26 protein-coding genes and 1 pseudogene are annotated in these 25,948 nt (G+C 56.8%); 20 read left to right on the top strand and 7 right to left on the bottom strand.

Annotated features, from left to right (window positions below):
• Positions 1–25 precede the first annotated feature (25 nt).
• The 5 genes from dctP to ABLN94_RS16765 all read left to right on the top strand — a co-directional run bounded on the left by dctP (position 26) and on the right by ABLN94_RS16765 (position 4,259).
• Positions 26–1,018, top strand: a complete 993-nt coding sequence (gene dctP / locus ABLN94_RS16785; protein WP_352994436.1) for a TRAP transporter substrate-binding protein DctP — start codon at positions 26–28, stop codon at positions 1,016–1,018.
• Between the two features lie 74 nt (positions 1,019–1,092).
• Positions 1,093–1,404, top strand: a complete 312-nt coding sequence (locus ABLN94_RS16780) for a (2Fe-2S)-binding protein (protein WP_352994434.1) — start codon at positions 1,093–1,095, stop codon at positions 1,402–1,404.
• Positions 1,388–2,788: an NAD(P)/FAD-dependent oxidoreductase gene (locus tag ABLN94_RS16775; protein WP_352994432.1), complete on the top strand. Its 1,401-nt coding sequence runs from the start codon at positions 1,388–1,390 to the stop codon at positions 2,786–2,788. The genes ABLN94_RS16780 and ABLN94_RS16775 overlap by 17 nt, the downstream gene beginning before the upstream one ends.
• Positions 2,785–3,900, top strand: coding sequence for an NAD(P)/FAD-dependent oxidoreductase (locus tag ABLN94_RS16770; RefSeq protein ID WP_352994430.1), 1,116 nt, complete (start codon positions 2,785–2,787; stop codon positions 3,898–3,900). Before ABLN94_RS16775 ends, ABLN94_RS16770 begins: the two co-directional genes overlap by 4 nt.
• A 14-nt stretch (positions 3,901–3,914) precedes the next feature.
• Complete coding sequence (locus tag ABLN94_RS16765) at positions 3,915–4,259, top strand: RidA family protein (RefSeq protein ID WP_352994428.1); 345 nt, start codon at positions 3,915–3,917, stop codon at positions 4,257–4,259.
• Positions 4,260–4,501: 242 nt separating this feature from the next.
• On the opposite strand, the gene ABLN94_RS16760 is transcribed toward ABLN94_RS16765, so the two are convergent.
• From ABLN94_RS16760 to ABLN94_RS16740, 5 genes are read right to left on the bottom strand one after another with little or no spacing between them, the layout of a single operon-like run.
• The gene (locus ABLN94_RS16760; protein ID WP_352994426.1) at positions 4,502–5,044 is read right to left on the bottom strand and encodes a GNAT family N-acetyltransferase; all 543 of its coding nucleotides are present in this window, start codon (positions 5,042–5,044) and stop codon (positions 4,502–4,504) included.
• Positions 5,041–6,105 carry a GlxA family transcriptional regulator gene (locus tag ABLN94_RS16755; RefSeq protein WP_352994423.1) on the bottom strand — a complete coding sequence of 355 codons (1,065 nt, stop codon included), beginning with the start codon at positions 6,103–6,105 and terminating at the stop codon, positions 5,041–5,043. The genes ABLN94_RS16760 and ABLN94_RS16755 overlap by 4 nt, the downstream gene beginning before the upstream one ends.
• Complete coding sequence (locus ABLN94_RS16750) at positions 6,095–7,120, bottom strand: succinylglutamate desuccinylase/aspartoacylase family protein (protein WP_352994421.1); 1,026 nt, start codon at positions 7,118–7,120, stop codon at positions 6,095–6,097. The genes ABLN94_RS16755 and ABLN94_RS16750 overlap by 11 nt, the downstream gene beginning before the upstream one ends.
• A 16-nt stretch (positions 7,121–7,136) precedes the next feature.
• Positions 7,137–8,321: a PLP-dependent aminotransferase family protein gene (locus ABLN94_RS16745; protein WP_352994420.1), complete on the bottom strand. Its 1,185-nt coding sequence runs from the start codon at positions 8,319–8,321 to the stop codon at positions 7,137–7,139.
• Positions 8,322–8,339: 18 nt separating this feature from the next.
• Positions 8,340–9,269 (bottom strand): ornithine cyclodeaminase family protein, encoded by a 930-nt coding sequence (locus ABLN94_RS16740; RefSeq protein ID WP_352994418.1) that lies wholly within the window; start codon positions 9,267–9,269, stop codon positions 8,340–8,342.
• Between the two features lie 86 nt (positions 9,270–9,355).
• On the opposite strand from ABLN94_RS16740, the gene ABLN94_RS16735 reads away from it, so the two are divergent.
• The 9 genes from ABLN94_RS16735 to ABLN94_RS16695 all read left to right on the top strand — a co-directional run bounded on the left by ABLN94_RS16735 (position 9,356) and on the right by ABLN94_RS16695 (position 17,768).
• Positions 9,356–10,519, top strand: coding sequence for a M24 family metallopeptidase (locus ABLN94_RS16735; RefSeq protein WP_352994415.1), 1,164 nt, complete (start codon positions 9,356–9,358; stop codon positions 10,517–10,519).
• A gap of 59 nt (positions 10,520–10,578) precedes the next feature.
• Positions 10,579–11,436 (top strand): ectoine/hydroxyectoine ABC transporter substrate-binding protein EhuB, encoded by an 858-nt coding sequence (ehuB, locus tag ABLN94_RS16730; protein WP_352994413.1) that lies wholly within the window; start codon positions 10,579–10,581, stop codon positions 11,434–11,436.
• Positions 11,437–11,526: 90 nt separating this feature from the next.
• The gene (locus tag ABLN94_RS16725) at positions 11,527–12,303 is read left to right on the top strand and encodes a maleate cis-trans isomerase family protein (protein WP_352994412.1); all 777 of its coding nucleotides are present in this window, start codon (positions 11,527–11,529) and stop codon (positions 12,301–12,303) included.
• Complete coding sequence (gene ehuB / locus ABLN94_RS16720; protein WP_352994409.1) at positions 12,300–13,148, top strand: ectoine/hydroxyectoine ABC transporter substrate-binding protein EhuB; 849 nt, start codon at positions 12,300–12,302, stop codon at positions 13,146–13,148. Before ABLN94_RS16725 ends, ehuB (ABLN94_RS16720) begins: the two co-directional genes overlap by 4 nt.
• A 60-nt stretch (positions 13,149–13,208) precedes the next feature.
• On the top strand, positions 13,209–13,928 hold the full coding sequence (ehuC, locus tag ABLN94_RS16715; RefSeq protein WP_352994406.1) for an ectoine/hydroxyectoine ABC transporter permease subunit EhuC: 720 nt from the start codon (positions 13,209–13,211) through the stop codon (positions 13,926–13,928).
• A 3-nt stretch (positions 13,929–13,931) separates the two neighbouring features.
• Positions 13,932–14,597 (top strand): ectoine/hydroxyectoine ABC transporter permease subunit EhuD, encoded by a 666-nt coding sequence (gene ehuD, locus ABLN94_RS16710; RefSeq protein ID WP_170496171.1) that lies wholly within the window; start codon positions 13,932–13,934, stop codon positions 14,595–14,597.
• Entirely contained in the window at positions 14,594–15,370 is a 777-nt protein-coding gene (ehuA, locus tag ABLN94_RS16705) for an ectoine/hydroxyectoine ABC transporter ATP-binding protein EhuA (RefSeq protein ID WP_425328921.1), read from the top strand. Before ehuD ends, ehuA begins: the two co-directional genes overlap by 4 nt.
• A 29-nt stretch (positions 15,371–15,399) precedes the next feature.
• The gene (locus ABLN94_RS16700; RefSeq protein WP_170496168.1) at positions 15,400–16,086 is read left to right on the top strand and encodes a GntR family transcriptional regulator; all 687 of its coding nucleotides are present in this window, start codon (positions 15,400–15,402) and stop codon (positions 16,084–16,086) included.
• Positions 16,087–16,121: 35 nt separating this feature from the next.
• The gene (locus tag ABLN94_RS16695) at positions 16,122–17,768 is read left to right on the top strand and encodes a choline dehydrogenase (protein ID WP_352994402.1); all 1,647 of its coding nucleotides are present in this window, start codon (positions 16,122–16,124) and stop codon (positions 17,766–17,768) included.
• Between the two features lie 60 nt (positions 17,769–17,828).
• Here the strand turns inward: ABLN94_RS16695 and ABLN94_RS16690 are convergent, their stop codons facing one another.
• Entirely contained in the window at positions 17,829–19,247 is a 1,419-nt protein-coding gene (locus ABLN94_RS16690) for an aldehyde dehydrogenase family protein (RefSeq protein ID WP_352994399.1), read from the bottom strand.
• Positions 19,248–19,622: 375 nt separating this feature from the next.
• Here ABLN94_RS16690 and ABLN94_RS16685 point away from each other — a divergent pair.
• Positions 19,623–19,769 (top strand): annotated as a pseudogene (locus ABLN94_RS16685) (DDE-type integrase/transposase/recombinase); the annotation flags it as partial.
• A 162-nt stretch (positions 19,770–19,931) separates the two neighbouring features.
• Here the strand turns inward: ABLN94_RS16685 and ABLN94_RS16680 are convergent.
• Positions 19,932–20,561, bottom strand: coding sequence for a response regulator transcription factor (locus ABLN94_RS16680; RefSeq protein ID WP_352994396.1), 630 nt, complete (start codon positions 20,559–20,561; stop codon positions 19,932–19,934).
• 219 nt (positions 20,562–20,780) lie between these two features.
• On the opposite strand from ABLN94_RS16680, the gene ABLN94_RS16675 reads away from it, so the two are divergent.
• The 5 genes from ABLN94_RS16675 to glyA all read left to right on the top strand — a co-directional run.
• A complete protein-coding gene (locus ABLN94_RS16675) occupies positions 20,781–22,022 on the top strand; it encodes an aminotransferase (RefSeq protein ID WP_352994393.1) in 1,242 nt (413 codons plus the stop codon).
• Positions 22,023–22,050: 28 nt separating this feature from the next.
• Positions 22,051–23,247 (top strand): malate--CoA ligase subunit beta, encoded by a 1,197-nt coding sequence (locus ABLN94_RS16670; protein WP_352994390.1) that lies wholly within the window; start codon positions 22,051–22,053, stop codon positions 23,245–23,247.
• Positions 23,247–24,134: a succinate--CoA ligase subunit alpha gene (gene sucD, locus ABLN94_RS16665; RefSeq protein ID WP_352994388.1), complete on the top strand. Its 888-nt coding sequence runs from the start codon at positions 23,247–23,249 to the stop codon at positions 24,132–24,134. The genes ABLN94_RS16670 and sucD overlap by 1 nt, the downstream gene beginning before the upstream one ends.
• Positions 24,134–25,105 carry a 2-hydroxyacid dehydrogenase gene (locus tag ABLN94_RS16660; RefSeq protein ID WP_352994386.1) on the top strand — a complete coding sequence of 324 codons (972 nt, stop codon included), beginning with the start codon at positions 24,134–24,136 and terminating at the stop codon, positions 25,103–25,105. Before sucD ends, ABLN94_RS16660 begins: the two co-directional genes overlap by 1 nt.
• A gap of 75 nt (positions 25,106–25,180) precedes the next feature.
• Positions 25,181–25,948 (top strand): serine hydroxymethyltransferase (gene glyA / locus ABLN94_RS16655; RefSeq protein WP_352994384.1); only part of this gene is annotated, 768 nt, incomplete at its 3' end.

Raw genomic sequence — 25,948 nt, 5'->3', positions numbered from 1 at the left:
CATCACTCACGGAGGAGACCTATCCATGATGAACTTTCTGAAATCCACCTGCATGGCCGCAGCCGTTGTGGCGACTGCTGGTATCGCTTCTGCAGATACACTGAAGATCAGCCATATCCGCCCTCAGGGTGCGACCATCGACAATGAACTGCGTGTTTTTGCGGAAGAACTTAAGACTGCGACAGATGGTTCGGTAGAACTGAACCTGTTCCCTGCCTCGGCACTGGGTGATTACACCTCGGTTCAGGAGCGCATCTCGGTTGGGGCCATCGACATGGCCGTGCAGCCCGCCGCCACAGCGGTTGATCGCCGTATGCAGATCTCGGCTTTCCCCTATGTTGCGGCAAACTGGGATGAGGCGAAAAAGATCTACGGTCCCGGGGGCGCGATCCACACCGCCATGAAGGATCTCTATGCCAAACAGGACATCACCATGCTGGCAGCTTATCCCGTGTATTTCGGTGGAGTGGCACTCAACACTGAAGCGGTGAACCCGGGTGACCCGACCGCTGCAAAAGGCATCAAGGTCCGTGTGCCGGGCATCAAGAGCTTTCAGCTAACCGCGGACGCTCTGGGCTACATCTCATCGCCAATCCCGTTCTCGGAAGCATTCACCGCGGTACAGACCGGTGTTGTTGACGGTGTCGTCGGTTCGGGCGCCGAAGGTTACTATGCCTCGTTCCGGGATGTGACCACGTCTTACGTACCCGTGAATACACATTTCGAAGTTTGGTACATGATCATCAACTCGGGCACTCTGGCTGAGATGAGCGAGGAAGATCGCGCAGCGCTGGAAAAGGCAGCACTGGAATTCGAAGCCAAGCGTTGGGAAGCAGCTGAAGCCGATCAGGGTGCGTTTGAACAGAAACTTGCCGAAAATGGCGCCACAATTGTTTCTCTGACGGACGAAGAACTTGCCGCTACCGCTGCCCATGTGCGTGCGCAGGTCTGGCCTGAAGTCCTTGAGGACGTGGGTCAGGATTGGGGTCAGCGCATCCTTGACCAGATCGCCGAATAACCGGCCAGACCCCGATATCGGGCAAGGCGTGCACCTCCCTGCGCCTTGCCCCGTTCCCTGACGGAGATCAGCCTATGTTTAGATCCCTGCAAGATGATGACCACGATTTGGTGACGCTAAGTGTCAACGGTCAGATGGTTACAGCCCGCAAAGGTCAGTCGGTATGGAGTGCTATGGCAGTTGCTGGTCAGGTCGAGACACGCAAGGCGGCCCTGTCAGGCGAAGCACGCAGTGCCTACTGTGCTATGGGCGTCTGTTTCGAATGCATGGTCAACATTGACGGTCTTCCAAATCAGCAAGCCTGCCTGCGTCGGGTAGTCGATGGCATGAAGGTTTTGACACAGGACATTTCCGAAGACACAGAGGCAGATGATGCAAGCCTTTGATTGCGCGATTGTCGGGGCAGGCCCTGCTGGAATGTCCGCCGCCATTGATCTGGCACAAGCCGGAGCTGACGTGGTTGTATTGGACCGGGCTGATCGGGCAGGGGGGCAGATTTACCGGTCTGCGGCAGACAGCCCTTTGCCTGATGCGGCAAGCCTCGGCCCGGACTATGCGGCAGGCGCGGATTTAATCAGTCGGTTTGAAAATTCGGGGGCGAAACATCTTGCCGGTGCCGATGCGTGGCATCTGGGGGATGACGGTCGAATTCTGTTTTCCTATCAGAGCGAAACGCGCGAGCTGCACAGCCGGGAAATGCTGCTGTGTCCCGGCGCGATGGAACGGCCCATGCCGATTCCGGGTTGGACTTTGCCCGGCGTCATGACCGCTGGAGCGGCTCAAGTTATGCTGAAATCAGATGCTGTTGTCGCCGACGGAGCGGTTTTTGCCGGGTCCGGTCCCTTGTTGTACCTGATCGTGGCACAATATCTGCGACTGGGCGTACCTGTGGCCGCCTTGGTCGAAACGACCCCGCGACAGCACTATCTCGACGCCGCCCCTTTGATGCCCCGCGCACTGCGGCAGCTCGGGCAGCTTCGGAAGGGTTTGTCATTGCTGCGGGAAATTCGCGCCTCGGGCGTTTCCATCTATCGACACGCTGAAAACCTCGAGGTGCTCGGGGATGAAAACGCCAAAGGGCTGCGTTTTGTCGCGTCAGGCAAGCAGCATGAAGTCGCAGCCGATACGGTATTTTTGCATCACGGCGTCCAACCCAATCTAAACATGACCCGGGCGATGGGGCTGGCGCACCATTGGAACAGCGCACAGATGTGCTGGCAGGTCACGGTTGATGCCTTTGGCGAAAGCTCGGCCGCGCATGTTTCAGTTGCTGGAGACGGTGCAGGGATAGTTGGTGCGGACGGCGCACGTGCAGCAGGACGAGTGGCCGCACAGAATATCTTGCATCGCCTGGGCCGGATTTCACGGGCTGACAGAGACTACAAAACCCAGTCTGATTTGGCATATCTGTCTGCTCTGAAACCGTTTCGCCGGTTCATAGACTGTCTTTACCGTCCGACGGACGCCTTACGTTTACCGCGCCAAGCGAATACTTTGGTCTGCCGCTGTGAAGAGCAGTCGATGGGTGACCTGCGCACAGGGTTCGAGCAAGGCGCCCGCGACCCCAACGCCCTGAAATCCTTGACCCGATGTGGAATGGGACCTTGCCAAGGTCGGCAATGCGGGCATCTGGTGACCGGGCTTCTGGCCCAATGGCGTGAAGAAAGCCCGGAGGCGGTCGGCTACTACAGGCTGCGCAGCCCTCAACGCCTGCTGACTTTGGACGAGCTTGGCCGTTATGAGACAGTGACGGCGGAGGCTGCGGAATGAAGGCGGATGTTCTGATTGTTGGTGGCGGCATTCAAGGCTGCGCAACCGCCTACCATTTGGCTCGCAAGGGCGCTTCTGTGATCGTGGTTGAAAAGGACTATTCTGGACGCCATGCGTCGGGTGTCAATGCGGGCGGCGTTCGCCTGTTGGGCCGCGACATGGCCGAGTTGCCGCTCTCTAAGGCCTCGATGGATCTGTGGCAGACCCTGGATGAAGAGTTGGGCCACGACACGGGCTTTAGACGCCAGACCCTGATCAACATCGCTGCGGATGAGGGTGATTTGGCGACCTTGCGCGCCCGTGAAATCAAGATGCACGACGCCGGATTTACGCATGAGCGGATCATCGATCGGGACGAACTAAGAGACCGGTTGCCCTATGTGAGTTCCAATTGCGTTGGCGGTGTAATCTCAGATCTCGACGGCTATGCCATTCCCTACAAAGCAACCTCCGCGTTTCGTCGGGCAGCAGAAAGAATGGGCGCACAGGTGATTGAAGGCGAAGAGGTGCTGAGCCTCCGGCGCGTCGGGGACACGTGGTTGGCGCAAGGCTCTCAGCACAGGTACGAGGCCGAAACCGTCGTCAATTGCGCAGGGGCCTGGGCCGATCGGATCGCGCTGATGATCGGGGACAACGTCCCCCTCAGCCATGCTGCGCCGATGCTGATGATCACCGCCCGGATGCCGCATTTCGCCAAGCCGGTTGTGGGGGCGGTCAGCCGCCAGCTCAGTTTCAAGCAGTTCGAGAATGGCACGGTTCTGATTGGCGGCGGGGCCAAAGGTTTTGCTGATCGTGCCAACAACCGGACACGGCTGGACTACGCCAAACTTGCCGCTGCCTGCCGCACCACGGCCGAGTTCTTTCCGATCATGTATAAAGCCAGTATCAACCGGATGTGGGCCGGACTGGAAGCTTACATGCCGGACAACCTGCCTGTGATCGGGCCCGCTGTGAATGCTCCGCGCGCATTCCACGCATTCGGGTTTTCCGCGCACGGCTTTCAGATGGGCCCTGTCGTAGGGCAGGTTCTGGCGAATTTGGTGACTGGTGGACAAAGCCGTTTCAATCTATCGCCCTTCCGCATCGACCGATTTGACCGCAAGGTTCTGTAATGGAGAGTCCCGACATGACAATCACCCGTATCGAAACCGGTAACCGCATGAGCAAGATCGTTAAGCACAATGGCGTTGCCTATCTGTGCGGCCAGACCTCGGACGCTGCCACAGTTGCAGACCAGACGCGCGAAATTCTTGCCAAGGTCGAGGATCTTCTGGCCAAGGCAGGCAGCGACAAAACCCGGATATTGCAATGTGTGATATGGCTAGCCGACATGGCTGATTTTGCCGAAATGAACGCGGTCTGGGACGCCTGGGTGCCTGAAGGGCATGCGCCGGCTCGTGCGTGCGGTGAAGCCAAACTGGCGCGCGACGTGCTGAAGGTCGAGATGATTGTGACGTCCGCTTATGATTGAGTTCGACGGGATTTGCTCGCGTAGTGCATCGACGTTTTTGGACATGTTCCCAACGTCGATGCCTTCCAAGTTGGCGGAAGCAGATTCGAAAGATTTGAGATCGCACGGAGCCGCACGTGCGGTTTGATTAGTCGGTGATCCTGTTCGATCATGTAGTTCAGAAACTTCGACCTGTTCGTTTGCATCATTAGGCGTTTCACCAACTCAAGGTCGAAGAACGCCGTCTTTTCTGACACTCCGGGTTATTTTTCTATTCTTTTTTGCATTCTTAAAGTAGTGATCCGGTCGAAACCGGTATGGGCGCGACCACTAACGATTTCAAATCCTAACGCTTTAAATTTCCTTTGGTTTGTCAGCAACTCAATGCGCGTTTCAAGAGCCAAGACCCTTAGGCCCGACTGGTTCGCGACCTGCTCGGCTTTTGCTATCATGCGTCGGGCGAGCCCCATTCCTTGCATTTGTGGCACAATGGCGAACCTGCCTAGGAAGAGGTCTTCTTCACCAGGACGCATAAAGAGACAGCCAACCAGATCGAGATCGTTATACACCAGTAGCAGCAGTTCTTGATGGGATCGGTTCTGAAGGTCCTGCGTTGTGCATTCAAAAACCGTGCTGGGCGGGTCAATTCTCCCGATGTTTTGGGAAAACGTCTTGCGCATGAGATCGAGAAGGCCGTTCCAATCGTTGAAGCTTTTGTCAGCGAGGACGAGGCGAGTGTCTATTGAGGTGGCTTTGTTGGGTATGTTCTTAACCCGGGTAACTGTTGCTAAGGTCCGAGTGTTCATCGGGGCCTCTCGGTTCGATTTGGGCAAAAACCAAACTTCTTGCGAAAGCTGCGTGAAAAGGATGTCGGGCTGGAAAACCCGCAAGCTACTGATATTTCTATAATCTTGTAGTCAGTGTCGCGTAACAATTGGCGGCCGCGTTCGAGCCGCAGATCTCGATAGAATCCTGCCGGTGATTTGCCGGTGTAGGTCTTAAACAACCGCTCCAACTGCCGGCGGGACACGCAGGATTTTTGCGCGACGATGTCCATGGCCAAGACGTTTTCCAGATTGGCAGACATCACTTGAGTAGCGGCAATCAAATGCGGGTTGCGAGAGCCAAGGATCATCGACATCGAGCTTTGTGGCCGCTCTTCACCTTGGCGCATGCTGAAATGTACGCACATTTCAGAGACGGAGACAGCAAAGTCACGGCCAAAATCGGCAGCGATCAAATGCATAATTAAGTCGGCCGCCGCCATGCCGCCCCCGCAGGTAATGATTTTGGTGTCAGCGCAAAAGAGGCGATCTTCGGGCTCCAGAAATGGATAGCGTTCGCGAAATCCCGGCTGGTCTTCCCAATGCAGGGTAAAGATTCGGTCATCCAGCAGGCCAGAGCGTGCGAGGATATGCGCCCCACCACCTAATGACCCAACGCGCGCGCCGGAGCGATAGTGATTGTAAAGCCACCGTGCGGCAGGTTTCTCCTGCTCTGCGTTCAGCTCGGATCCTGCCAAAACGAAGGCAAAGTCCGCAGTGCTCATACGTTGGCCCGAAGCGTCGACGGCCATGGTTATGCCGTTTGAAAACTGCGCTGGCTTTCCATCCAGAGAGACTGTCTGCCAAGAATAAACCGAGCGCATACACAACTTGTTTGCCATGCGAAGTGGTTCGACCGCCGCGCTAAAACTCAGCATCGAAGCGCCTGGCATCAAAAGGAAAAGAAACCTTTTGGAGCTGGACGAAGCCACGACTCCCGTGTCGGAGTTATAGGCGCGCAGCAGTGCTGCGCGCCGGGTAAGGCATTGCGAGTGGGGAGAGGGGTGCCGTGCCTTGGGGTCTTCGAAGGTGTTATCCTTCATAATCGCTGAGTGTGAAGAACAGCGTGTCGCCGATCTCGCACAGCGCCGGGGTGCGCTTGCAGAATACGACGCCACCTTTGTTGAAGTACAATTCCTCGGGTTTTTCCCAAGGTTCCTTCAAGTTCCAGATGTAGCCCGCAAACTGACCGTCCTCGACGACGTCGCCCAGATTCACGCGCGGTTCGAACATCCCATCTTTGCGGGCGAAGATGTAGTGATCGCCGGTCTGCATCGCTTTTAGAGTTACCTTGTGTTCGGGCTCGGGCAGCACTTCATCGGTTTGCAGAACGCCCAGCTCGCGCAGGCAGCGTTTCATGCCGTTCCACGCAAAGTCGCGAATCCAGGGGCGGATTTTGCCTGCGCCGCCCAGTTCGGTCGACAAGTAGATTTTGTCCAGCGGCAGGATTTCACCCGACAGGGTCGTTTCATGGACCCGATCACCCACGATTCCCAGAGGCGCGCCAAACAGTTCCAGGAACTTCATCTGCATCGCATCTTTGGCTTCGTCATTCATCAGGCGGATCTTCACGGAGGGATGATGGTCGATGGACTTGCCAGCCGAATGCAGGTCAAAGAACGCATCGCCCCGCGGCACGATGTGGTTGGTGATGTACCACGCAATCATCTCGGTCGGAGAGCCGTATTGGTCGCCCGGGAACACCCGGTTCAGGTTGGCTTCGCCTGTCCAGTCCAGCGGCGAAGTGCGGCGACCGGCATAGAAGGCCGGGGCGTTGGCGGCAGGCAGAAAGATGATCTGACCTTTGATGTCGCCAGGCTCCAGCTCTTGGTACAGACCGTTGGTGATCGAGACGCCTTCGTATTCGTCACCGTGATTGGCGCCGATCACAACGGCGACCGGACCGTCGCCATTCTTGATCGACATGATCGGCATTGGCAGCCAGCCATAGGCTGACCGGTCCGAGCTGAACTGGATACGCACATAACCGTGCTGTTTGCCTTCGGCATCCAGATCTATCTCGCAGGAAGGGGCGAGGCTTACTTTGGGGCAGGGCATTGGGTGTTCCTTCTTCTTATGCCGCTTGTGCTTGGGTTTGGAGTTTGCGCCAGGCGACGCCAAGCTTGGCGATACCTTCTCGAATTTGGTCTTCGGTGATGAAGCTGTAGGCCATGCGAATGAAATTCCCCGGATCCTCGGTGGGGAAACTCAGGCGACCCGAAGAGACCTCGACCCCTTCGGCGATACCCAACTCTACTAGCTTCTCGGCGTCGGTGCCTTTTGGAAGCTCTGCCCACAGGAAATAGCCACCTTGCGGTGCACGGATTTTCGCCTCGGGCAGGTGTTCGGCGAATGCGTCGATCATCGCGTCACGGTGAATGCGCATCTGATAGATCATCTCGTCGATGTGATGCGCCATCTTGTTCGATTTCATCAGTTGCACGACAATTCGCTGGGCAAAGGCGTTCGAGCCGCCATCAGCTTTTTGCATCGCCATGCGGCGGATCACTCCTGCATCACCGATGGCCCAGCCCACACGCAGACCCGGGGCCAAAATCTTGGACACTGTGCCAAGGCTGATCACGTGGCCGGTGGTATCCATCGACTTGATCGAGGGGATCACCTCCCCTTCAAACCGGATACGGCGATAGGGATCGTCCTCGCAGATTACAAAGTTGAAGCGCTGTGCCAATTCCAGCATCTTCTTTCGCCGGGCAAGCGAGGTTGTAACACCTGTTGGGTTGTGGAAATCCGGCACGTCGAACAGCAGCTTGGGCATCTGCTCGGCGTTGTTTTCCATGTTTTCAAGTTTGCGTTCCAACTCATCGGCGCAGAACCCTTCGTCGTCCTGACCGATGTCGATGAAGCGCACATTGTGGGTGCGCATGATGTGCACGGCGGTCATGTAGGTGGGGCGGGTGACGATCACCGAGTCTCCGGCCTCACAAAACGTGCGAAGAGCCAGATCGAAGGCGCTTTTTGACCCATAAGTGACCAGCACGTTCTGGCGTTTGGCCTTAATGCCGTCTTCGGCCACGAATTTGCAGATTTCGTCCCGCAGGTCGTCCAGGCCCATCAGCGGCGCATATTGCATGGCCTCTTCGCGCAGCGGGCCTACTGCCTCTGTCGCCTCACGTACCACATCGGGCAGGCAGGGCGGATACGCTGCGCCGGAATTAAGCGCGATCGTACCCGGTGCATGATCGAAGACCGATTTGCCTAGAATGGCGGAACGGCGTGCGAATCTGAACTCAGTCATTATCTTTCCAGTCAGGTTTCAGGATGCAGCGGTCATGCGGGCGGCCACGAAATCTTCGATGGCGGCCCCCACGGATTTGAAAACGGTGATTTGCGAGGCGTTTTTCCGCGGCCGTGCCTCACCACGGCAAAGCTCGGCCATGTCGCCGGCAATGTCATCGCGGGCGATCACGCCCTCGGCCAGCGGCTGAGTGATGTCGCCGGCCTCCGCCATGGCGCCATCATATGTATCGACAATGATGCCTCCTGCGGCGCGTTTTAGGGCTTCGTTGTCCGCCTCGCGCATTTCAGTGGTAAATCCACCGACCAGATCCAGATGCGCGCCGTCTTTCAGCAGCGCCCCCTTGATCAGCGGATCGTTGGTGATGGTGGCGGCTGCGATTACATCGGCCTGCGCTACGGCGGTGTCCAAATCCGTGATTGCGGTCACGAAGTCGTCGAATTGCGCAGCCAGTGCCTGAGCCTGTTCCGGGCGGCGCGCCCAGATTTGCACCGAATCATAGTCGCGCACGGCTCGGTGGGCGGGAATCAGATTGCCTGCAATGGTACCTGCGCCGACGATCAGCAGGTTTTTTGCGTTCTCTCTCGCCATCAGCTCTGCCGCCAGCGCTGAGGTCGCAGCGGTGCGGCGCGCGGTCAACTCGCCGCCTTCCATGGCCGCTTCGGCTTGGCCCGTTACGGCATCGAACACCATCACCGACGAATTCACTGCAGGCAGGTTTCGCGCTGAATTTCCGGGCGCAATGAATAAAATTTTCACGGCCAGTTTGCCGCCTTCCTCCCATGCGGGCATGGCCAGAAATGAGGCGTCGGGTTCTCCGGGAACCGGGATCGTATGCGCAGTACGCAAAGGTTGCGACACACCTTTGGCGAAGGCGTCGCGCAACTGCAGAATCAACTCCTTCCAAGGAAGAGCGTCTTTTACCTGCGCATCCGAGAAAACCTTCATTTTGCTGCTCCCTGAAGAAATGTCTTGCGTCAAATAATATATTATCTAGTATTCATCTCACGTCAACTCAGAATTACAGGGCTCTCATGGCACCCCAATACGCAGACTTCTCCAAAGAGGAATTCGAACAGCGCTATGCGAAAACGCGTGCGCTGATGGCTGAAAAGAACCTTGATGCTATGCTGATCACCGAGAGGCTGAACTATCAGTACTACTCAGGTCACCGTTCCGAGCAGTGCGCGGTAGACAAGATTCGCTCGTACATGGTCATCATCCCCAAAGACGGCGATGCAACGCTGATCACCATGCCGTTCGAGGTTGCACAGGTTGAGCAAACTTCGTTCATCACTGACATCCGCACCACAGGGGGCCTGATGGGTCACCCGGAGTTCATCATCGGCGTTTTAAAAGACCTTGGCCTGTCCAAGGCTCGCATTGGGTGCGAATTGGGTCGGGAGCAGTATCTGGGTATTTCTTATCTGGGTCTGCAGGAGGTCATGAGAGGCTTGCCGCAGGCTGAATTCGTCGACGCCGCCGATATCATCCTGACCGTGCGCAACGTGAAATCTCCGCAGGAGATCGAATATTTGCGCCGCGCTTCTATCATCTCGGCCGAAGCACAGAAGAAAACCTTTACCCAAGTGCGCGCGGGTATGACCGAAAACGAAGTGGCCCAGATCCTGCGTCAGAACCTGATTGCCAATGGAGCAGAGAAGATTTCGCTGCTGTGTGTACTGTCGGGTGCGAATGATAAGGGTATCGTGCTGCTGCCGACTGACCGCGTTATTCAGAAGGGTGAAACGCTCGGCTTTGACGTCGGCGTCAGCTACAAGGGCTACTGGTCTGACTTGGCCCGCACCGCGTCGGTGGGTGAGCCATCTGCGGATCTAAAAGAGTTCTACAACTGGATGATGCGCCTGCGTCATGACTGCAATATGCAGCTTACTGCAGGCAATAAGCCTGCGGATGTCATCCGTGTTGTCGACACATATCTGGAAGAACGTGGGCTCAAGACCATGGGCGTGGGCCGGGTCGGCCACGGTGTGGGTATCGAAACCACCGAATACCCGTCGCTTGCAGCGTTCGAAGATATCACCTTCGAGGTGGGCAACGTCTTTGCCTGCAATCCGAACTTCTCGAACGAGTTGGGCTTCATCAATGCCGAGGACAACTGGGCCGTAACCGAAGGGGAGCCCGATCTGTTGTCCGCACCGGTCGCGGACTGGGAAATCCCGGTCATCGAGGCCTGATGGCACAGGGATGCCGCCGGGACACAGCGGCATCCCAACTAAAATACAGGGAGGAAAAAATGAAATCCAATTTTCAGCGTCGCACCGTTTTGAAAATGACCGTTGGGTTGGCGGTAGCGGCCTTGCCGGTGATGGCATCCGCCGAAACCGTGGAAGAGCGCGGCCAGGGGGATGGTCTGCGCGTGGCTTACTACAACTTCGCTCCCTTTGGGTACGTGAACGCGGATGGTGAAGTTGTGGGTGAGCAGGTCGAAATCCTGCGTCACGTGCTAGGTGAAATGGGGCTGAAGGTTCAATCCGAAACCGCGACCGAATGGGGCAACCTGATCCCCGGCCTTAAGGCCGATCGGTTTGATATCGTTGCCGCCGCGATGTTCGTCACGCCCAAGCGTTGTGATGAGGTTGCCTTTTCCGAGCCGACCTTTGGTATTCAGAACACCATCATCGTTCCCGAAGGCAATCCGAACGGCCTGGCAAGCTCGTATGAGAGTATCGCCGAATCCGGCAAGACGCTGGCGGCGATAGCGGGAACTGCGCAGGTGGATTGGGCCAAGAGTGTGGGTGTCGAAGACGCCAACATCATGCAGGTCCCGGATAACCCGACCGGCCTTGCCGCAGTTCGCGCTGGTCGCGCCGCAGCGTTCACCATTGATGCGCCGGGCGCACGCATTGCCGTAAATAGCGATGGTGGAGAAGGGTTTGAAATGCTGGAGCCTTTTGCCGAGGTCGGTGGCCGGCCTGCCAGCCCGCATGGTGCTTATGCGTTTCGCCCCGATGAGGCCGAGTTTGTGAAGAAATTCAACGAAACGCTGAGTGCGTTCATCGGCACGCCGGAACATATCGCCATCATGGAGGCGCATGGTTTGCAGGAAAGCGAGCTGCCAGCCCGCAGCACCGCTGATTTGTGTGAAGGCTAAGGTGGTTTTGGCTGGCCGGGGCGTTTTCTCCGGCCGGTACGTCTCTCTGACGGGGCGGTCAGGCCTGATGTGCCTGAGAGGAGCCGATATATGGACAAAAACAAGATACTTGGGAACGGTCCGGGCAAATATCGGATAGGTGTTATCGCCCTAGCCAATGATCAGGTGATTGAGCGCGATCTGGCACGCATCCTGCCGCCCGATGCCCTGACCTTTACCACCCGGATCGCCTTTGGAGGCGACTGCACTCTGGAACAGCTGGCCAAAATGGCGCCGGTTTTGAGTGACGCGGCGCAGTTACTTAATCCTGAGGTCGAACTGGACGCGGTGGTGTTCGGCTGCACGTCGGGAACGATAGCAATTGGCGCGGATAATGTCCGCAGCGCAATCCGAAAATCCGCTCCTATGGCCATCGTCGTGAATCCGGTCGAAGCTGCCTGCGCAGCGTTCAGCCATCTGGGTGCCAAACGCCTGAACTTGGTTACACCTTACCAAAGCGACGTTGCTGATCTCATGGTGCGCACCTTTTCAGAGCGTGGTTTCAAGATCGTCAACCGTTACGATTTTGGCATTACTGACTCTGCCGATATCAGCCGGGTAACACCGGACGCAATCGAATTCGCCGCCACTGAATTGGCGACTGAGGGCGTAGATGCGACCTTTATCTCCTGCACTGACTTTCAGTCGCTGACAGTGCTGGATCGTATCGAGGCCTCGACTGGCCTGCCTGTGGTTTCCAGCAATCAGGCGATGGCGTGGCAGCTGGTCCTGCATTCAGGCCTGACAAACAGCATACCCGGTTATGGCCGGTTGCTGACCGATATCAAAAAGAATGAACCAAAGAACCAACACGGAGAACTGATATGAAACTCACCCGCCGAAGTCTGCTGTCCACCGCGACTGCGACAGTTACTTTTGCATTGAGCGTGACTGCCAGCGTTGCCGAAACTCTGAACGAGCGCGCAACCGGCGAAGGTTTGCGGGTCGCATTCTACAATTTCGCGCCTTATGCCTACAAAGATACAAACGACAATCTAGTGGGCACCGACGTAGAAACACTGACTGCGGTGCTGGAAAAGATGGGCGGCAAAGTGGCCGAGGCGGACTCGACCGAATGGGGTGCGTTGATCCCTGGCCTCAAAGCCGACCGTTTTGATGTGGTCGCAGCGGGAATGTTCGTAACCCCCAAGCGCTGTGCTGCCGTGCAGTTTTCCGAACCGACCTTCGGAATTCAGCAAGCCATGTTGGTCGAAGCAGGCAACCCCAAAGGTGTCAGTAACTATGAATCCATCGCTGAAAACGGGCTCAAAGTCGGAGCCGTCGCGGGGTCAGCTCAAGTTGGCTACGCGCAGGCGGCCGGAGTTGAGGATGCAAGCATCGCGCAATTGCCGGACAACCCGACTGGAGTTGCCGCACTGAAGGCGGGCCGCATTGATGCCTGGGCGGTTTCGGCACCCGGTGTTCGTCAGATCGTAGCCAGTGATCCAGGCGGCGTCGAGGCAACGCCAATCTTTGCTGAAGTAGCTGGTAAGCCCGCAGTGTCGCACGGAGCCTTCGCATTCCGCCCCGAAGACGCGGAATTTGTCCAAGCATTCAATGCGACAATGGCCGAGTTTATCGGTTCGCCCGAACATATCGCGATCATGGAAAAACACGGCATGACTGCTGATGAACTTCCGATCAGCTCGACATCCGAACTCTGCGACGGCTGAGTGAACAACCAAGCCCGGCCCGAACGCGGGCCGGGAAATTAATACTTGCGGGGAGTGCGTATGAATCGCATCGCTATCGTATCCGCGTTGATCGCTTTTCTGGTTGGCTTAGCGTTCGCCACGTTTTCAGAAATGCGGGTGTTCCTGCCCGCCATTCTGAAAGGCGCAGTGGTGACTGCCCAAGTCTCGATCCTGTCGATTGCGCTTTTTTTGTTCATGTCGGTCGTCTCCGGTATTGGTCGGTTGTCCGCCAAAACGCCACTCCGCTGGATTTCGATATTCTACATCGAAGTTTTCCGGGGAACGTCGCTTCTGGTCATCCTTTTCTGGATGTTCTTCGTGATGCCCGAATTTGGCGTGACGCTGTCCCCAATGGTGGCGGGAGTGGCCGCCATCGGCCTGAACTTTGGCGCCTACGGGGCCGAGGTCGTGCGCGGCGCTATCGCTTCAGTCCCGAAAGGACAAACAGAGGCGACTATCGCGTTGAATATGACGCCGTTCAAGCGCATGACCCGGATCGTGCTGCCGCAGGCCATCGCGATCATGATCCCGGGTATGAGCAATCTGACCATCGAATTGATCAAGGCCACTGCACTGGTCTCGGCGGTGACTCTGGTCGACATCACCTATGCTGCGGTTCAGCAGAACCAGTTGCATTACCGGACGGTGGAAATCTTCTTCATCACCATGCTGCTTTACTACGTTCTCGCGCAGTTCGTTCGGTTTGGCGGCGAGGCTCTCGAAGAATACTACACCCGCCACCTGAGCAAGAGGATCTAGGCCATGGACTGGAGATGGGATTTTACCTTCGACGTGGTTCTGCCCAAGATGTGGCAGGCGGCAGGCGTAACGATCTGGGCCACAGTGGCAAGCTTTGCATTTGCTCTGGTTGGCGGGCTTATCCTGATGCTTCTGAAAACCAACCGCTCGGCCTGGATCAGTCGGCCGGCGACAGAGGTAATCGAATTTATTCGCGCCACCCCACTACTGGTGCAGATCTTCTTTCTGTTCTTTCTGCTGCCCGAAATCGGAATTACGCTGCCACCGCTGACAACCGGTATTCTTGCGATCGGAATCTACAATTCCGCACTTTGCGCGGAAGTTTATCGTGCAGGGTTCCAGGCTGTACCGAAGGGCCAGTGGGAGGCATGCATAGCATTAAACCTCTCTACCTATCGCACTTTCCGCGATGTGATCATTCCGCAATCACTGCCGCCAATCGTTCCGGCACTGGGCAACTATTTAGTTGCGATTTTCAAGGAAACGCCGTTGCTGTCTTTCGTGGCCGTGGCGGAGATCATGCAAGTCTCAAAACTGATCGGCGCAGAGTATTACCGGTTCACCGAGGCGATCACCATTGCCGGGATCTTCTTCCTGGTAATGAGCCTGATCGCTGCCTTCTGCATCCGCATCGTCGAAAACTACGTCAAGAGGAGCATCCTGCATTGACCCACCCCATGATACAATTCGACAAGGTCCTAAAGGCTTACGGGGCGCTGCAGGTCCTGAAAGACTTGGATTTCTCGGTCGGCAAGGGCGAGGTGGTCTCGATCATCGGTCCGTCTGGTTCCGGAAAGACCACCGTGCTGCGCGTTCTGATGACACTTGAGCCCATCCAGGGTGGGACCATGTTCGTGGATGGCGAGCCATTGAACAAGATGAACATGGACGGCCAATTGGTTGATGCGTCCAAGGCGCATATCCGGCGCATCCGGTCCAAGATCGGCATGGTGTTTCAGAACTTCAACCTGTTCCCCCATATGACCGCGCTGGAAAACTGTAACGAAAGCCCGATCTACACGCAGGGTAAAACCAAGGCCGAGGCAACAGAGGAATCCATGCGCCTTCTGGAAATGGTTGGATTGGCCGACAAGGCCAACCATTATCCAAGTCAGTTGTCCGGTGGTCAGCAGCAACGGGTCGCAATTGCCCGGACGCTCGCAATGCACCCCGAGATTCTTCTGTTTGACGAGCCGACTTCAGCTCTGGACCCGGAAATGGTTGGCGAAGTGCTGGAAGTGATCCGGGAATTGGCGCGGTCTGGCAACTATACGATGTTGCTGGTTACGCATCAGATGGGCTTTGCGCGTGAAGTCTCGGATCGGGTCTGTTTCTTCGACGGCGGAAAAATGGTTGAACAGGGAAAGCCGGACGATCTTTTTGGGAAGCCGCAAAATGATCGTTTGAAACAGTTCCTGTCCAAAGTTCTGGAAGCGGGATAATATATTTTCAGAATGGAGTGGCCCCGAACATGAAAAGCATTATCAACTACGGCGACGGACCAAAGGCGATTTATGAAATTCTAAAGCGCCAAATCATAGCCGGAGAACGTGAACCCGGCGAGGAACTCAAGATTCTGCCTTTGGCCAAAGACATGGATATCTCTATCGTTCCATTGCGTGAAGCCGTACGGATGCTGGCCGCCGAAAATCTTGTCGAGCTTCGTCCCCGGCGCAGCCCGATCATCGCCAAGCTGGATGTACGTGATCTGGTTGAAATGAACCAGATACGAGGCGCGTTAGAACCCATCATTCTGGCCGATGCGGTCCAAAGGCATACAGCCAAAACGCTGGGTGAATGTGAAAAAGTTCTGAAACGCACTCTAAAGGCGCGGGATCCCTGGGAGATGGTGGAACTCAACAAGAACTTCCACCTCGCGTTGCTGGGGCCTTCGCGGCTGAAGCGATCGTTGGATATTGTTTCAGATCAGTACGACGGCATTGCAAGACTGACCCAGTTTCGGGTGATCACGCATGAGGAACAGCTGGGCAAGCTGCATGAAGAACACGCCCGAATCTTCGAAGCGACGAAGCGAGGCGATGTTGACGGAGCCGTTGCCGAAATGACCCGACATATAGATCAGGCCACCGACCGTGCCGCAAACGAACTGACCGATGAAAGAAACCATGACGGTTCGTCCGTCACAAACTCCGCTTGATCTGTTGATCAAGGCGCAACTTTTGACGAAGTAAAATGCAAACAGAATATGATTTTGTCGTGATCGGCTCGGGCAGTGCCGGAGCAATCATTGCGGCCAGATTGGCCGAAGAGAGCAGCAACAAGGTGCTGTTGCTGGAAGCGGGGCCAAAGGATTCCAGCCTACTGTTCCATGTACCTGCGGCCATGCGTTACGCCTATAATGCGCCCAAATATAACTGGAACTTTGAAACAGAACCTGAACCCTATCTGAACAACCGAGTCTTGGTTCAGCCACGCGGCAAGGTGTTGGGCGGGTCCAGTTCGATAAACGGCCAGCTTTACCTGCGCGGTCATCCCATGGACTATGAAGGCTGGGCTGAAAGCGGTGCACATGGCTGGTCCTATTCAGAGGTTCTCCCCTATTTCAAACGGCTTGAAACTCGCGTGGACGGTAACAGTGAGTATCAGGGACACGAAGGGCGGATACGTGCTTCGACCATGGGATCTGATAACCCTTTGACCCAAGCTTTTCTGAGGGCAGGGCAAGAGGCTGGCTATTGCCGAACGGATGATGTGAATGGCGGCCAACAGGACGGGTTTGGCTATCTGCCCAAGAACGTAGCCGATGGGCGCAGGTCCTCGACCGCCCAATGCTATCTTCGCAATCCGCCGAGCAATTTGGATATTCAGACCAACTGCACCGTTCTCAATCTGATCATTGAAGACAAGACCGCCAAAGGCGTACGCTATGTACAGGCCGGACGAGAGGTTTCCGCCAAAGTCCGGCGCGAAGTGGTGTTGTCCGCTGGCGCGTTCAATAGCCCGACGATCCTGATGCATTCCGGGATAGGTCCGGCAGCTCATTTGCGTGAACATGGGATTGAAGTTATCCACGACCTGCCTGGCGTCGGTGAGAACCTGATGGACCACCCGCTAACCTCGTTGCAGGTGAAATGCACGCAGCCAGTAACGCTCTATAAACACCTAAACCTTTTATCTCAGGCCAAAGGCGTTGTTGATTGGGCTCTCAGCCGCAAGGGGTTGTTGGCAAACAACCATTTTGATGCGGTCTGCTTCATTCGCACCAAGGCGGGTGTGCGCTTTCCCAACATGCAGATTGCGCTATTCCAAATCGCAGTGGCCGAAGGGTCATCAGATTTCATCAAGGAACACGCCTTTCAACTGCAGTTCACCAATCAGCGTCCGCGAAGCCGTGGTTACGTCAGGTTGGCCTCGAACGACCCGCTTGCTGCCCCGCGTATTCGCTACAACATGTTGGAGCGACCCGAAGATGTTGAAGAACTAGTCGCCGGTCTACGCCTCTCGCGGGAATTGACCCAACAGCCGTCATTGGAGGCTTACACGGGTGATGAGATTTTTCCCGGGCCTGCGGTTCAAAGCGATGCCGAGGTTGAAATGTGGCTACGTGAAAACTGCCATTCTTCCTATCATCCCTCTGGCACCTGTAAGATGGGGATGGATGGTTTGGCGGTTGTCGATCCGGAATGCCGTGTTCACGGCATCGGAAATCTGCGCGTTGCAGATGCGTCGATCATGCCCATAATTCCGTCGGCCAATCTCAATTGCCCGACGATGATGATTGGCGAGAAGGCGTCGGATATGATCCTGGGCAAAGCCCCGCTGCCACCGTCGAACCTGCCTTATTTTTCCGACCCCAATTGGGAATCTTCGCAACGTTGAGCAAAACTGCTGCGAAAAAGGGGCGGCCAATGGCCGCCCTCTCCAGTTGGGGAGGTAAGTTTAAGGCTTTGAAGCCGTAAGACGAGGGAACAAGTATTCCTGAACCGCGGCTTCACCGCCGACACAGCCGAGACCACTGACCTTTATGCCGCCGAAGGGGACATCAATGTAGGCGGTGGTCAATTGATTCACGGCTACGCTGCCAGCCTGTAGACGGGCTGCGACGGCCTCTGCCTCGGCCTGATCGGGACCGTACACATAGGCAGACAGACCCAGCTCGCAATCATTGCAGCGGGTGATGATTTCGTCCAGATCGTCATATGGAGCAATACAGGCGATAGGACCAAAAATCTCTTCGTCCATACCCAACGCATCGTCGGGTACGTTTGCAAACACTCTGGGAGGTGAAAAGAAACCTGTTTTTTGCGGAGCGGGCTCATTCAATATGGGTGTTGAACCCTTGGCCAGAGCGTCGGCGGCGATTTTGTCCATCGATTGCACCCGCTCCATATTGGCCAATGGACCCATGGTGGTTCCTCTGACCGCACCATCCCCCAAAACAATTTCGCGGGCATACGCGCCAGCGGCCTCCGCAAAGGCGTCATGCTGATCACGGTTCACATATATTCGGTTGGGCGCGGTGCAGACTTGTCCGGCGTTCCAGAACCGCTTTGAAATCAGCGCGTTAGCCACCTCTTTCACGTCCGAGCCTGGCAACACGATCACCGGGGCGTTGCCGCCCAGTTCCAGTGTACATCGCATGATCTCAGCCCCGCATTGTGATGCGAGAATTCGGCCCACGTTGACCGAGCCAGTATAAGAAAGGTGACGCATCGCGGGATGTTTGATCAAACGGGCTGACAGTTCGGAAGACGAACCCATGACTAGATTGACCGAGCCAGGGGGCAGATCGGATTCGTTAATGACCTCAACCAGCATCGCAACCGACGAAGGCGTATCATTGTTGCCCAGAACCACCACAGTGCATCCCGCTGCCAGAGCCGGAGCAATATGTACCGCGGCAGTCTCGACCGGGAAGTTCCAAGTGGTGATGACGATTACTGGTCCGACCGGAACCATGTCGATGGTGCGGCGCGCGCCTTGTCCTGGCCGTTCGTAAGAGAAAGTCATAGTATCCGCCATTTCGGCGAAATGTTCGAACATGCCAACGACGCCGGACATTTCTAGCCGAGCTTCATCCAGCGGTTTGCCCTGTTCCTTTGTGATCTGCGCAGCCAGTTTCTCGGACGCACTTTTAACTCGAGAGGCGATGTTATCCAGAACCAAAGCGCGTTTTTTAGCAGGTACTTGCGACCAAGTTTCAAACGCACGATCGGCGGTCTCGGCGGCGCTATCGGCATCTTCCATGTTGGCGCAGACAAAACTATCAAATGGCTGATTAAGTGCCGGGTTTACCAATGGACGGATTTCGCGACCCTCGGCGGGAAGTTCATTGTTATTGATGATCGGGTGAAACATTTTTGCCTCTTGGCGCAGTCTGATACTTAGGAATTAATACTAGATAATATAGTATTTTGCAATAATCTGCTCAATTGGGTCAAAAAAGGGTTCTGCCGCAAATTTTGGTTTCAGATTAATGAGAATACGTGTTTTGTCTTTTGGGTTTACTGCGTAAATCCTGCTTGATCGTAGCGGGTGCAAGCATTTGGGCTTTAGTGAAACTGGGTTTTGGCGTGTCCGGCATTGAAGGCGCTGATTGGGATGCCGCCCGAGCACTCAATCAAATTCGTCGAAAACCTATAAACCTTGTTGGTTTGGACTGGGCTGCGCGCGATTTCAGCAAGCTGCACTACATAGGCCAGCCTACATGCTACCCGGGCGAAGAAATGTTCTTGTAGAAAACAGGTCCAATATTCGAACAACATAATCGAACTGGATCACCGGTTTATCAAACAGCGCATTCGGTACATGTGGGGTTCCAAGTCTTTTGGATCTGCTTCAGCGATATTGGATGGGACCAAAGTCGCCAACATGATATGAAATGCCAGATCCCCGGCGCGACAGCTTCCGGCTACCGTTTTTTTGGGATCGCAGAATAAAAGCGTCCTGTCTAATCCTGTTATGGGTATTCCAAAAGTCTGCGACGCTACCGCAGCCTATCTAGTCTGGATCACGAGGCCGTCGGCCCTGGCGATCCATCGCCTACCCACCCTTCAACTGGGATGAATAAAAGTACGCAATAGCCTGCGCTCTGTTTTTGACCGCCAGTTTCTCATAGATATTGGACAGGTGAAACTTGACCGTGTTGGTCGAGATTTGCAGTTCTTTCGACAAGTCCCGGTTCGACATGCCCTGTGCCAGTGCTTCGAGAATGGCGCGTTCTTTCCGGGACAGGCTTTGGATGGGGTCCTGCTGCATTTTGCGGACGTCGATGAACGGGAACACCATTTTTCCCGCCGCCACGTCGGCACAGGTTTCCAGCAGGCCCTCTACCTCGCCGGACCGGGCGGCAAATCCTGCGGCCCCGGCCTGCATCGCCAATCTCGGGATTTCACCAGTCGTTTCCCCATAGACGACAAACCTCGGGGCGTTGGCCTGTTCGCGCAACACTTCGATCAGTTTCGCGGCCCCCAGAACCGGAAGGTTCCAGTCCACCACGCCAACCTGAACGGGCACTCGCATGACAGTTCCCAGAAAACCTTCGGCCGTGGCGGAAGTCGCCACCAGTGAGAATCGCGAGTCGCGTTCAAAGATTTCTGACATGGCGGACAGGACCAGAGGATTGCTGTCCGCCAGCATGACATCGATCGGAGCGTTAGCGGTAGCAGCCATCTGTTTCACCCTGTTTTTATCAAAAACCACCTAAATGGGTAGGTGCGAAATCGGTATACTTTGGTATTTTTACCTAAATGGGTGGGAAATTCCCCATCCTTTTAGCCATCCTAAAGCAGTAGTAAGTTACGTTGCGTGATTGGGCAAGTCCGCGTTTTCTATTCGGCAACGTAACACACCAGGCCGCAGTGCCCGCCCAACCGCCGAGGATGTCTAACGATGACCTTTCAGATTTTCCCACCGCTCGAAATCCCCGAGACCCTTGCTGCGGGTCCGGGACCGGGCAATACCGACGCCCGCGTTCTGCACGCTTTTGCCAATGCGGGTGTCGCGGACCATATGCAGGGCGATGTCCTGCGTGGGATGATCGAGTGCAAGCATATGCTGCGCAAGATCTGGGGCACCGAAAACGCCTATACCTTCGCCGTTGCCGGTACCGGTTGGAGCGCGCTGGACACCATGTTCTCGGCCGTCATGCCCGGGGACAAGGTGGTTGCCTTCACTAACGGTACCTTCTCAGGCATCGATGCGCTGACCCTGCGGATCAAGGCCGCGACGCCTGAAGAACATGCCGCAAACCCGCTCGACCCTCAGGCTGCAAGTGTTACCGTGATCGAGGTTGCGCACGGCCGACCGGTGATGGGTGAATTGGTCGATGCCGCTCTGGCCGAGCACCAGCCGAAATGGGCCTTCATGGCGCATTGGGAGACCGGCTCGGGCCGGATCAACGATCTGCGCGGTTTCTCGGATGCGTGCGAACGTCATGGTGCGATGGGCCTGATTGATGCCGTCTCCTCGCTGGGCGTCGATGATTTCTCGATTGATGACTTCCCGGGTATCGCAGGTTGGGCATCCTGTCCGCAGAAGGGCCTGTGTTGTTTGCCGCTGACCTATGCACCGGTCAGCTTTACGGACGCCTATATCCAAACCCTGAAGACAATCGGCGCGTATACTTACGTCCACAACCCGATTTTCGAGGCCCGCCACTGGGGCATCGTTGACGGGCAGGACGTAGAGAAAGGTACCTATCATCGCACTCATTCGGGATATGCGGTCGCGGCCTTCCATGAGTCCCTGCGCCTGACACTGCAGGAAGGCTTGGCCAAGCGGTCACTGTCCTACCGGACCCACGAAAGGGTCCTGCGTGACGCCGTGATCGAGATGGGATGCGAAGTAACATCGGACATGCCGAGCCTTGTCGTACTCAACCTGCCGCCGGAACTGGCGGGACGCGAGATGGAGCTGGTACAGAATTGTCGCGCTCGGGGTTTCGGCATTTGGCCGACGCTTAGCGCGCCAGTGCAGGTCCGCATCGGAATTCTCAACCAATTGAATCGGGAAGCTGTCAGCCGGATCGTGCGCCTGTTTGCCGAGGCCCTGCGCGAGTTGGGCGCCGAGGTTGATCAGGATGCAATCGAGGCCTTGCTGGAAAGCCGCTACGGCACATCGATAGCTGCGTAATTGCACTGCATGAACGGGAGGAATGCAGATGGATATCCATGAATACCAAGCGAAAGAACTTCTTTCGAATTTCGGTGTCGACGTGCCCTCGGGCGCGTTGGCCTACAGCCCGGAACAGGCCGCCTATCGGGCGCGCGAGTTGGGTGGCGATAAGTGGATCGTCAAGGCGCAGGTCCACGCGGGTGGTCGCGGCAAGGCTGGAGGAGTCAAGCTGTGCAACACAGAGCATGAGATCTATGAAGCCTGCGACGACCTGTTCGGACGCAAGCTGGTCACGCATCAGACCGGTCCGGAAGGCAAAGGCATTTACCGCGTCTATGTCGAATCCGCGGTGCCAATTGACCGCGAGATCTACCTGGGTTTCGTACTAGACCGCTCCAGCCAGCGGGTCATGATCGTGGCCTCGTCGGAAGGCGGGATGGAAATCGAGGATATTTCGGCTGAACGCCCGGACAGCATTGTTCGGTCGATCGTTGAACCTGCAGTTGGCTTACAGGAATTCCAGGCGCGCGAAATCGCGTTCAAGCTTGGTCTGGAGCCCAAGCTGGTACAGCAGATGGTGCGCACGTTGCAGGGCTGCTACGCCGCCTTCAGCGATCTGGACGCCACCATGGTCGAGATCAATCCGCTGGTCATCACCGGGGATGACCGCGTTCTGGCGCTGGACGCCAAGATGAGCTTTGACGACAACGCTTTGTTCCGTCACCCTCAGGTCGCTGAACTGCGAGACAAAAGCCAGGAAGATCCGCGGGAAAGCCGCGCGGCGGACCGAGGCCTGTCTTATGTCGGTTTGGACGGCAACATCGGCTGCATCGTCAACGGTGCTGGTCTGGCCATGGCGACGATGGACACGATCAAACTGGCCGGGGGCGAGCCTGCCAACTTCCTCGATATCGGCGGTGGCGCATCGCCCGAGCGAGTGGCCAAGGCATTCCGCCTGGTTCTCTCGGATGACAACGTGCAAGCGATCTTGGTTAACATCTTCGCAGGTATCAACCGCTGCGACTGGGTGGCCGAAGGTGTCGTGCAGGCTCTGAAAGAGCTCGACCTCGATATTCCGGTGGTCGTGCGACTGGCCGGTACAAATGTCGAAGAAGGTCAGAAAATCCTTGCGAAATCAGGCCTGCCAATCATCCGGGCAACCACTTTGATGGAAGCCGCAGAACGCGCCGTCGGCGCATGGAAAAACGACCTTACTCAAGGCACCAAGATGAGGGCTGTGTAATGAGCATTCTTCTCGATCGTGACTCGCGTGTCATCGTTCAGGGCATAACCGGCCGTATGGCGCGGTTCCATACCAAGGACATGCTGAACTACGGCACCAACGTTGTCGGCGGTGTCGTGCCCGGTAAGGGCGGAGAAACCGTCGAAGGTGTGCCGGTCTTTGACACCGTCAAGCAAGCCGTCGAAGCAACCGGCGCCGATGCCAGCCTCGTGTTCGTGCCGCCGCCTTTCGCAGCTGACTCGATCATGGAAGCCGCCGATGCCGGTATCCGCTATTGCGTTTGCATCACCGACGGTATCCCGGCGCAGGATATGATCCGGGTGAAACGGTACATGTACCGATACCCCAAAGAGAAACGCATGGTTCTGACCGGGCCGAACTGCGCGGGGACAATCTCGCCCGGCAAAGCTCTGCTGGGGATCATGCCGGGGCATATCTATCTGCCGGGTAACGTGGGCATCATCGGTCGCTCGGGCACGCTGGGCTATGAGGCCGCCGCACAGCTGAAAGAACGCGGAATCGGTGTATCGACCAGCGTCGGCATCGGCGGCGACCCGATCAACGGTTCGTCCTTCAAGGACATCCTGCAGCGGTTCGAAGAGGACGAAGACACCCATATCATCGCCATGATCGGTGAAATCGGTGGCCCGCAGGAAGCCGAAGCCGCCGAATACATCCGCGATCACATCACCAAGCCGGTAGTTGCCTATGTCGCAGGTCTGACTGCACCCAAAGGTCGTACCATGGGTCATGCTGGCGCAATTATTTCGGCCTTTGGTGAAAGTGCCAGCGAGAAGGTCGAAATCCTCTCTGCTGCCGGTGTCACCGTGGCGGAAAACCCTGCCGTGATCGGTGAAACGATTGCCCGCGTGATGGAGGCTGCGTGATGGTCAAACCCTCGGTCCTTGTTACCCGTCGTTGGCCCGCCGCCGTCGAGGCGCAGTTGGCCGAGAACTATAACGCCGTATTGAATACCGGGGACAAGCCAATGTCCCCGGCCGAATTCCGGCAAGCACTAAAATCCTATGACGCGGTGCTGCCCACCGTCACCGATACACTGAACGCCGAAGCAATGGATGTACCCGGCGCGCAGACAAAGATCCTCGCCAACTATGGAGTCGGCTACAGCCATATCTGCGAGCCCTCGGCGCGCGGGCTGGGCATGACCGTGACAAACACGCCCGATGTGCTGTCCGAATGCACTGCCGATATCGCCATGACTCTGTTGTTGATGGTGGCCCGTCGTGCCGGTGAAGGTGAGCGCGAATTGCGCGCTGGCAATTGGACCGGTTGGCGTCCTACTCATCTGATTGGCACCAAGGTCAGCGGCAAAACACTAGGCATCATCGGCTATGGCCGCATCGGGCAGGAAATGGCCCGCCGCGCCCATCACGGGTTCGGTATGGATATCCTCGTCTATAACCGCAGCCCGATTGCTCCAGATGTGCTGGCCAAGTGCAACGCGACGCAAGTGGATACGGTTGATGAGTTGTTGCCGCAATGCGATTTCGTCTCGCTGCACTGCCCCGGCGGCGCCGCAAACCGCCATCTGATCAACGCACGCAGGCTGGACCTGATGAAACCCGACGCGTTCCTGATCAACACGGCACGCGGCGAGGTCATCGACGAACGGGCTCTCATTCAGTCCCTGTCCTTCGACATGATCGGAGGGGCCGCGCTGGATGTGTTTGATGGTGAGCCGTGCATCGCTCAGGACCTTTTGCAGTGCGACAACCTTGTGATGCTGCCGCATCTGGGCAGCGCCACGCGCGAGGCGCGCGAAGCGATGGGGTTCCGCGTTCTGGATAACCTCAGCGACTTTTTTCAAGGCCTCGAACCGCGCGACCGGGTGATCTGAAGCCATCTGGATACCATGAAATAAACGCCGACGCCGCCGGATTGGCTGCGTCGGCCCACACAGGAGATTTGCCCCGTGAATTCCCCGTACCGTACCGACGGTTTTTTCACCCAGTCCCTTGCCGATCGTGATCCTGAGCTGTTCGGCTCGATCACGTCCGAGCTGGGCCGTCAGCGCGACGAGATCGAATTGATCGCGTCCGAGAACATCGTCTCTGCCGCCGTGATGGAGGCGCAGGGCTCGGTGATGACCAACAAATACGCCGAGGGCTATCCCGGTCGCCGCTACTATGGCGGCTGCCCGTTCGTCGACATCGCCGAGAACCTGGCCATCGACCGCGCCAAGCAGCTGTTCGGTTGTGAGTTCGCCAACGTCCAGCCCAACTCGGGTTCGCAGGCAAACCAGGGTGTGTTCCAGGCGCTGATCCAGCCCGGTGACACCATTCTGGGCATGAGCCTGGATGCAGGCGGTCACCTGACCCACGGCGCGCGCCCGAACCAGTCAGGCAAGTGGTTCAACGCGGTGCAGTATGGCGTCCGCAAGGAAGACAACATGCTGGACTATGATCAGGTCGAGGCGCTGGCGAAAGAGCACCAGCCCAAGCTGATCATCGCTGGCGGCTCGGCCATCCCGCGCCAGATCGACTTCGCCCGCATGCGTGAGATTGCGGACATGGTCGGCGCCTATCTGCACGTGGACATGGCGCATTTCGCCGGTCTGGTTGCGGCAGGCGAGCACCCCAGCCCCTTCCCGCACGCCCACGTTGCGACCACCACCACCCACAAGACCCTGCGCGGCCCGCGCGGCGGCATGATCCTGACCAATGACGAAGCGATCGCCAAG

The sequence above is a fragment of the Ruegeria sp. SCP11 genome, from assembly GCF_040329455.1.
Lineage (GTDB): Bacteria > Pseudomonadota > Alphaproteobacteria > Rhodobacterales > Rhodobacteraceae > Ruegeria > Ruegeria atlantica_E.
Note: the sequence above shows the minus strand (reverse complement) of the source record. Positions and strands in the feature narration are given on the sequence as shown.